Below are 6,873 nucleotides of genomic sequence, written 5' to 3'. Positions count from 1 at the left end.
ACCTTTGCCTCGCAGGCAGGGCGCGACGGCGGCGGCCCCGGCGCGCTGGCCTACGCGACCTCGAAAGGCGCGGTGATGACCTATACGCGGGCCCTCGCAAAGGAACTCGGTCCAAAGATCCGGGTCAATTCGGTTTGCCCCGGCATGATCTCCACAACCTTCCACGATACGTTCACCAAGCCCGAAGTGCGCGAGCGCGTCGCTGCCGCAACGCCTTTGAAACGCGAAGGCAGTTCGCAAGAGGTGGCAAGCCTCGTCGCCTTTCTGATGTCGGATGATGCAGCCTTCATTACCGGGGCCTGCTACGACGTCAATGGTGGCACCCTGTTCTCGTGAGGCCGGCAGACATGACGCCCACATTCCCGATGAATGGTCCGATCAACGGCCGCCGTATCGCGTTGCTCGGAACATCGCTTGTCCAGCAGAACCACCATGCCGGCGAACGACATATCTGGTCGTCGGCGCGCGGCTGGGCCACCTGGGCAGAGGTGCTTTCGGCAGGCCGGCTCGACATCGGCGTGTTTCACGATCCTCTCGTGCATCCGGGCTGGGAACCGAGCGGCAGGGTCGGCGTCACCCGCGGCTTCGGCGGATTGAACGCGGGCGTTTCGGGCCAGAAGGCCCGCGACATCGCCCTTCGGCTGGACGACGTGCTCAAGCTCGACTTCGACCTCATCATCGTCGATGCCGGCACGAACGACATGATGGTCGAAACCAAGGAAGTGATCCAGGCAACCCGCGAGGCGATCGTCGACCGGCTGCTTTGTGCCGGCAAGCTGGTCATCCTTCTGCCTATTCTCGCCCGCGGCACGCAGAAATGGGCCGCCGGTGGTCCGGAACGGGCAAAGGCGCATTGGATCAACCAGAAGAGCCTGGCCTTTGCGGCGCAACGGGCAGGGTGTCATGTCTTCGACTGGAACGAGCCATGGGTCGACTGGAGTTCGGCCGATGGGGTCCCGCAGGCCGGGTTCTCCGACGACGGAACGCATTTCTCGGTGCCCGGCGGTTACGCTGTCGGCAAGGCGCTGGCCGCCTATCTGGCGAGGTTCCTCTCCCCGCCAAGCGCCCGACGCCCGGCACCGGACGACAGGTTCGATCCGGTCAACAATCCACTGGGCAATCTTCTGCCCAACCCTTCTGTCTGCGGCATCGGATCGCGTCGCGACGGGGTCAGCGTTTCCGGATCCGATGTGGTGGTCGACCGACTGGCCGGATCAACGAACGGCCAGGACGGTTGGCAAGTTTCGCTTTCCGAAGGCCAGGCCTCCATCGATATTCTCGATCGTGACTACCGCAATCCACTACCGGCCGGCGCCTGGGTACAGGCAAGCTGCCTGGTGGACGTCGATGCGCATGACGGCTGGCGCGAGATTTCGCTGGAGCTGCAAGACCAGGCGCCGGAAGGGCTGACCGCCCGGGCACTGGCGCCCTTCGATCTCGGGGAGGGGACACTTGCCCCCTATCCCGGTGAAGCCTGGAAGGGACTGCTGCGAACGCCGCCGATCCGGCTGAAGACCTCCATGCACGGCCTGCGCCTCAGACTTTGCCTGCACCTCGCGCCATCGACTTCGCGTGCGACCATGCGGATTACCGCACCTGTCCTTCGACAGGTTGTTCCACCGTCACGGTTTTAGAGGCGCGCTCGACGGCGACAGTCGCTCAGCAGCGTTAAAGCGGCGTGGCTGGAAGCAGGCTCCCGGAGCGCGAGATCAACGCCAGTTGCCGCCGCCTTCATTCATCCGGAGCGTATCGTGAATAGGCTCCGGGCGATGTGCCGACATGCCGGCTGAATGCCACGCTGAACGCGCTTGCCGAGCCGTAGCCGACGCGTCGGGCAATGTCGACCAACGCAACATCACGACGAAGAAGTTTCTTCGCCAGCGCCATGCGCCAGGTCGTTACATATTCCATCGGTGCTACGCCGACCTCGCATCGGAACCGGTCAAAAAAGGTGGATCGCGACATGGCCGCATCCCGCGCCAGGGCTGCCACTGTTATGTTGCCGCCCGGATCGTCGTGAATACGACGCAGCGCCTCTGCCAGTTGCGGATCGGCAAGTCCGCGCAACAGGCCCGGCGGAGCCGTTTCACCGCCGAACGAGCGAAGTGCTTCGATCAGCAGCACTTCAAGCAGCCGGCCGAGCACCATGTCGCGGGCGATGCGACCGTTGCGCGTTTCATCGTGAATCAACCCGACCAGCGTGGTCAGCCGATCCTCGCCGTGGACATGGATTACCTCCGGCAGCAGCGAGACGAGCAGAGTTCGCTCGCGAGCGGCGAAAGCACAATGCCCCACCATGGCCCTGACCTCGACCGGAGCCTCGGGATCCCCCAGTCGGAATACACCCGGACTTGTCTCGAGACGCTGCGGGGGTGCAGCGCGAGATGGCAGGTCCATGCTGCTCATCGTGAACGAGTAGATATCCGGCACCAGGACGAAATCGCCCGCGGTGAGCAGGATTGGTTGGCGATCGGCGACGCTGAGGCGGCAACGGCCTTCGACGACGGCGCAGTAGAAGGGACTTCCGAGCTCGGTACGTTCGACGATCCAACGACCGCCTCCGGTCACCAGCTTCGATATCGACGGGCTCGGCTTCAGCAGGGACACTACTTCAGCGAGAGGGTCGGACATAATTCGGACTTTCACTAATCAATGCCGGATCATTGAATATAGAAAGTCCATGCCGATTGGTCCATCTCTTCAGGGCACACATCATCGGGAAACAAGCACAGATGTCCAAGATACTCATTACAGGATGCTCCTCCGGTTTTGGTCTCGCCATCGCGGAGACCTTTCTTGCTGGGGGATGGGAGGTCGTCGCGACCATGCGGAGACCGCGCGAAGATCTGCTGCCGAGCCACGACCGGCTTAACATCCTTCCCCTGGACGTCACGGACGCGGATAGCATCGCGAAGGCCGTGGAAGCGGCGGGCGCCATCGACGCTCTGGTCAACAATGCCGGGGTCGGCATGCTGAACGTCCTGGAGGGCGCCGACATGGGGAAAGTCCGCGAGCTGTTCGAGACGAACGTCTTCGGCGCGATCGCCATGACGAAGGCCGTCCTGCCGCAGCTTCGCGCACGCGGTTCGGGCGTCATCGTCAATGTCAGTTCCAGCGTCACCATCAGGCCGCTGCCGGCGCTTTCCGTCTACAGCGCCAGCAAGGCTGCATTGAACGCCTTTACCGAGAGCCTGGCATTGGAGGCCGCATTGTTCGGGGTGCGTGCGCGGCTGGTGTTGCCCGGTTCGGCGCCGACGACAGGGTTCGGGAAGAATGCCATGGCGCGCATGGGAATGGATATTCCCGAGCCTTACAGCGCATTTGTTCACGACTATCTCCAGGAGCTGCGCTCCGGGAGCGGGGTGACGACGCCGGGAGATGTGGCGCAGGCTGTCTGGCGTGCGGTGACGGAACCTGACGCGCCGATGCGGATTGCCGCCGGCGCCGATGCCCAGACCTGGTTCCGCGAAGCAGGTCTCTCTGCCGGCTGAGGCGGACCATCCCAGTCGCCGAAGGACATTCGGATTCTCGGCCAAGGACATTCCAAACCATGAATAACCTGATCGATCTCGCCCGCCATATCCCTGCGCCCGACGCCAGCCTCACCGTGGCCTACACCCCCATCCACCTGCCCATGGATGGCCGCCAGCCGCTGGAACTGCGTCTCACCGCGCCGGCGGCCGGCGATAACCTGCCCGTCGTGCTGCTGTCGCACGGTTTCGGGCCTTCCAACTACATCCCGTCGAAGGACGGTTATGCTCCGCTTGCCCAGTTCTGGGCGGAACGCGGCCTGGCGGTGATCCAGCCGACGCATGCGAGCTCCCGGGTTGGAGGCCTGCCTGCCGACGCGCCGGGTGCCCCTTTCTTCTGGCGTGAGCGCGCAGGTGAAATGACGGCTATTCTCGACCGCATGGACGAGGTCGAGCGTCAGGCACCGGCCATTGCTAGGCGGCTGGACTCCACTCGGGTCGCGGCGGCAGGTCACTCCTTCGGCGGCCACACCGTCGGCCTCCTCCTGGGAGCGACACTGGATGGTGAGAGCTTTTCCGATCCGCGTATTTCAGCGGGCATCCTGCTGGCTGCTCCGGGGCGCGGCGGCAAAGACATGACCGAGGAGAACGCGCGCCGATTTCCCTTCTTCGATGTCGATTTCTCAAGGTTGGCGGCACGCAGCCTTGTCGTCTGCGGTGATGCCGACGATCCGCATTTCACCTCACGCGGCCCCGAATGGCACGCCGATGCCTTTTACGATGGTCCCGGCGCAGAAGCGCTGTTGACCTTGCATGGGGCGGGGCATGGGCTTGGCGGGATCGCCGGACTGGACGCACGCGAAACGGAGGCAGAAATGCCCGAAACGCTGGAAACCACCAGGCGCATGACCCTCGCTTGGCTGCGGACCGCCCTGGCAATCGATCCGATCGCCTGGACGGAGGCGTGCGGTGCCTTGAACGGTCCCGCGGCCTCGCTTGCGCATGTTGGCCTTAAAATCGGGCCGGCTTGATCTGCTCGTCCAGGGGCCGGCGTGTCGGATCTGATCTTCCCGACGCCGCACGATACTTCTCAGCTTCCGCGGATGACGTAGTCGCGCATGACCGCACCGAGCTTGGCGAGATTGGCCTTCACCTCGTCATAGCCCTCGATCTTTTCGCGGGTTTCCTCATTCATGTATAACCGTCGATTGAGCTCGATCTGGATGCTGTGCCGGTTCCTGGCCGGCGCGGAATAGGCCGAGACCAGTTCGGCACCCTTGAAGGGCACGTTGAGCGATACCGAATAGCCAAAGCCCTCCAGCGTCTCGACGACCAGTCTCACGAAATCCGGTTCGCTCGACACGCCCTCGTAATCGCCGACCACGATATCCTTGCGGACCGTGCCGGCGGGATCGGGCGAGAGCACATGGCCGATCGCCGGCATCGAGTGGCAGTTGACGTGATAGACCTTGCCGAAGGCCGCATGGGTCTCGTCCAGCAGCCGTACCATTTCGCGGTGGTAGGGCCGCCAATAGGTGTCGATGCGGTCTTCCAGCTCCTTCACCGTCAACTTGCGCCCGTACATGGGCGTATCGCCCCAGGCGTAACGCCAGGTGAGCCCCATGCCGCGGCGGGCCGAGGCGCTGTCGCGGGTTGGGTGAGGCCATTCGCCTTCGACCATTTGCAGGTCGACATCCTTCAATGACCGGTTGAGATCAAGGAAACTGCGCGGGAAATGGGCGATCAGCAGCGGCGCGCCGAGCGACGGCGCAAAGCCGAAAAGGTCGTCCACATAGGTGTCGGAGGCGACGCGCACCAGTTCGTCTGAAACTGTTCGCTCGAAATCCGGCAGTGTCAGGCCGCTATGCGGAGAGTCGAACACCAGCGGGACGGCCGGTGCCGTCGGCGGAATGATCTTCAGAACGCCGTCGATCTCGACGGGGGCAAAAGTCAGCTCTGTCATCTTGGTCTCGTTCAGGCTGTGGCGGCGTAGGCGGCCGGATAGGTGATGTCGGGCATGCCGATGAAGGCGTTGCCACGCCTCCCAACCATGCCGGGAGCGGCGAAGGGTCGGGGATAGACGACAGCTGCCGCTGGCTTCACCTTGGCGATCTTTTCAAGGGCCTCGATCTGCTCGGCCGGCATGTCGACATTGACGATGATGTCGTTGTGCGGGCCGGTCGTCATGCGCGGCAGGTTCATCGCCTCCTCGATGTCGAGGCCGGCATGCAGGATCATGCCGGTGAGCTGGGCTAGCGACGGCACGATCTGGTTGCCGCCGGCCGCACCATAGGCTGCGAAAGCCCCGTGTTCGTCGGTGATCGCCACCGGGCACATGTTGCTCGGCGCATAGGCGTTCGGCGTCAGCGAGTTGGCGCGGCCGGGTGTCGGGTCGAACCAGGACATACCGTTGTTCAAGAGGATTCCGGTCGAGGGCGACAGGGCGCGGGCGCCAAAACGGTTGAGCAGCGTGAAGGTGATCGCGACCATACGACCTTCGGAATCCACCGCATTGACCTGCGTCGTGCTGGTCTTGTTGGTCGTCTCGGCGGGATTGAGGCGTTTGCGATGAGCGCCGAAACTTTCCCAGAGGGCTTCGGCCATGACTGTGAAGAAACCAGCGTCGACCGGGCCTTTTCCGCGCTTCCTGTCGAAGTGATCGAGCGCGTCGAAGAGCCGCTGGCCGGCGCTGGTTTCCCCCGCCACATGCACGGTCTTGCCCTGCAATGGCATGGTTCGGGACGGATAGAGGAGGGGGGCGTAACTGGCCATGTCCTCCAGGGTGATCGAGCTGCCGCCGGCATTGAGGTCGGCGACCAGCCTCTCGCCGATCGCGCCGCCATAAAGCGAATCCGGGCCTTCGTTGGCGAGCTGCTCCAGCGTCTGGGCGAGCTGGTGGAGCGGAAGGGTGGAGCCGGGTTCCGGCGCATGGCCGCTCGGCAGGAAGATCGAACGGGCGCCGGGATCCATGCCAAGCTCGCCTTCGGCGATCGCAATGGCCAGCGTCGTATGCCAGTCGACATACATGCCCTTGCGGGCACGATCGATCGCGGGCTGAAGTACGCGATCGAAGCCGATCGAGCCGTAGCGTTTCAAGGCTTCCGCGAAGCCTCGCACGCATCCGGGCACGACGGCCGCGGTAAAGCCGCGGACATTGCGGTTGTCGATCGAAGCCGGGTGGCCGATGAAGGTCTTGATGCTGGGATCGGGCTTATAGAATTCCTCGTCGAAAGTGGAAGGTACGCGCCCTGTGAATTCGACGACCTCGACCTTTCCGTCCGGCTGGGCGACCAGCATGTAACCGCAGGCGGCGAGGCTGGTCATCCAGGGTTCGACGGTCTGCAAGGTGAAGGCGGCGGTCACGGCAGCGTCGACGGCATTGCCGCCCGCTGACAGGACCGCC

General features: G+C 63.8%; 7 protein-coding genes. 4 read left to right on the top strand and 3 right to left on the bottom strand.

From position 1 onward, the window contains the following. Both MOV61_RS27165 and MOV61_RS27160 read left to right on the top strand, forming a co-directional pair. The coding region (locus tag MOV61_RS27165; protein ID WP_247138815.1) for an SDR family NAD(P)-dependent oxidoreductase at positions 1 to 336 on the top strand (336 nt) is incomplete at its 5' end. Between the two features lie 11 nt (positions 337 to 347). Beyond that, the gene (locus MOV61_RS27160; protein ID WP_247138814.1) at positions 348 to 1,634 is read left to right on the top strand and encodes an SGNH/GDSL hydrolase family protein; all 1,287 of its coding nucleotides are present in this window, start codon (positions 348 to 350) and stop codon (positions 1,632 to 1,634) included. 97 nt (positions 1,635 to 1,731) lie between these two features. On the opposite strand, the gene MOV61_RS27155 is transcribed toward MOV61_RS27160, so the two are convergent. Continuing rightward, positions 1,732 to 2,631 (bottom strand): AraC family transcriptional regulator, encoded by a 900-nt coding sequence (locus MOV61_RS27155; protein WP_247138813.1) that lies wholly within the window; start codon positions 2,629 to 2,631, stop codon positions 1,732 to 1,734. A 101-nt stretch (positions 2,632 to 2,732) separates the two neighbouring features. Between MOV61_RS27155 and MOV61_RS27150 the strand changes: the two genes are divergently transcribed. Together MOV61_RS27150 and MOV61_RS27145 are read left to right on the top strand one after the other, a co-directional pair. Then, a complete protein-coding gene (locus MOV61_RS27150) occupies positions 2,733 to 3,491 on the top strand; it encodes an SDR family oxidoreductase (RefSeq protein ID WP_247138812.1) in 759 nt (252 codons plus the stop codon). Between the two features lie 59 nt (positions 3,492 to 3,550). Then, on the top strand, positions 3,551 to 4,501 hold the full coding sequence (locus MOV61_RS27145; RefSeq protein ID WP_247138811.1) for a dienelactone hydrolase: 951 nt from the start codon (positions 3,551 to 3,553) through the stop codon (positions 4,499 to 4,501). 59 nt (positions 4,502 to 4,560) lie between these two features. Here the strand turns inward: MOV61_RS27145 and MOV61_RS27140 are convergent, their stop codons facing one another. Together MOV61_RS27140 and MOV61_RS27135 are read right to left on the bottom strand one after the other, a co-directional pair. Further along, positions 4,561 to 5,433: an N-formylglutamate amidohydrolase gene (locus MOV61_RS27140; RefSeq protein WP_247138810.1), complete on the bottom strand. Its 873-nt coding sequence runs from the start codon at positions 5,431 to 5,433 to the stop codon at positions 4,561 to 4,563. Positions 5,434 to 5,444: 11 nt separating this feature from the next. Further along, the coding region (locus MOV61_RS27135; RefSeq protein WP_247138809.1) for a gamma-glutamyltransferase at positions 5,445 to 6,873 on the bottom strand (1,429 nt) is incomplete at its 5' end.

The sequence above is a fragment of the Neorhizobium sp. BETTINA12A genome, assembly GCF_023006485.1.
GTDB lineage: Bacteria > Pseudomonadota > Alphaproteobacteria > Rhizobiales > Rhizobiaceae > Neorhizobium.
The sequence above is the reverse complement of the archived record's forward strand: the minus strand, read 5'-3'. Positions and strand labels throughout refer to the sequence as shown.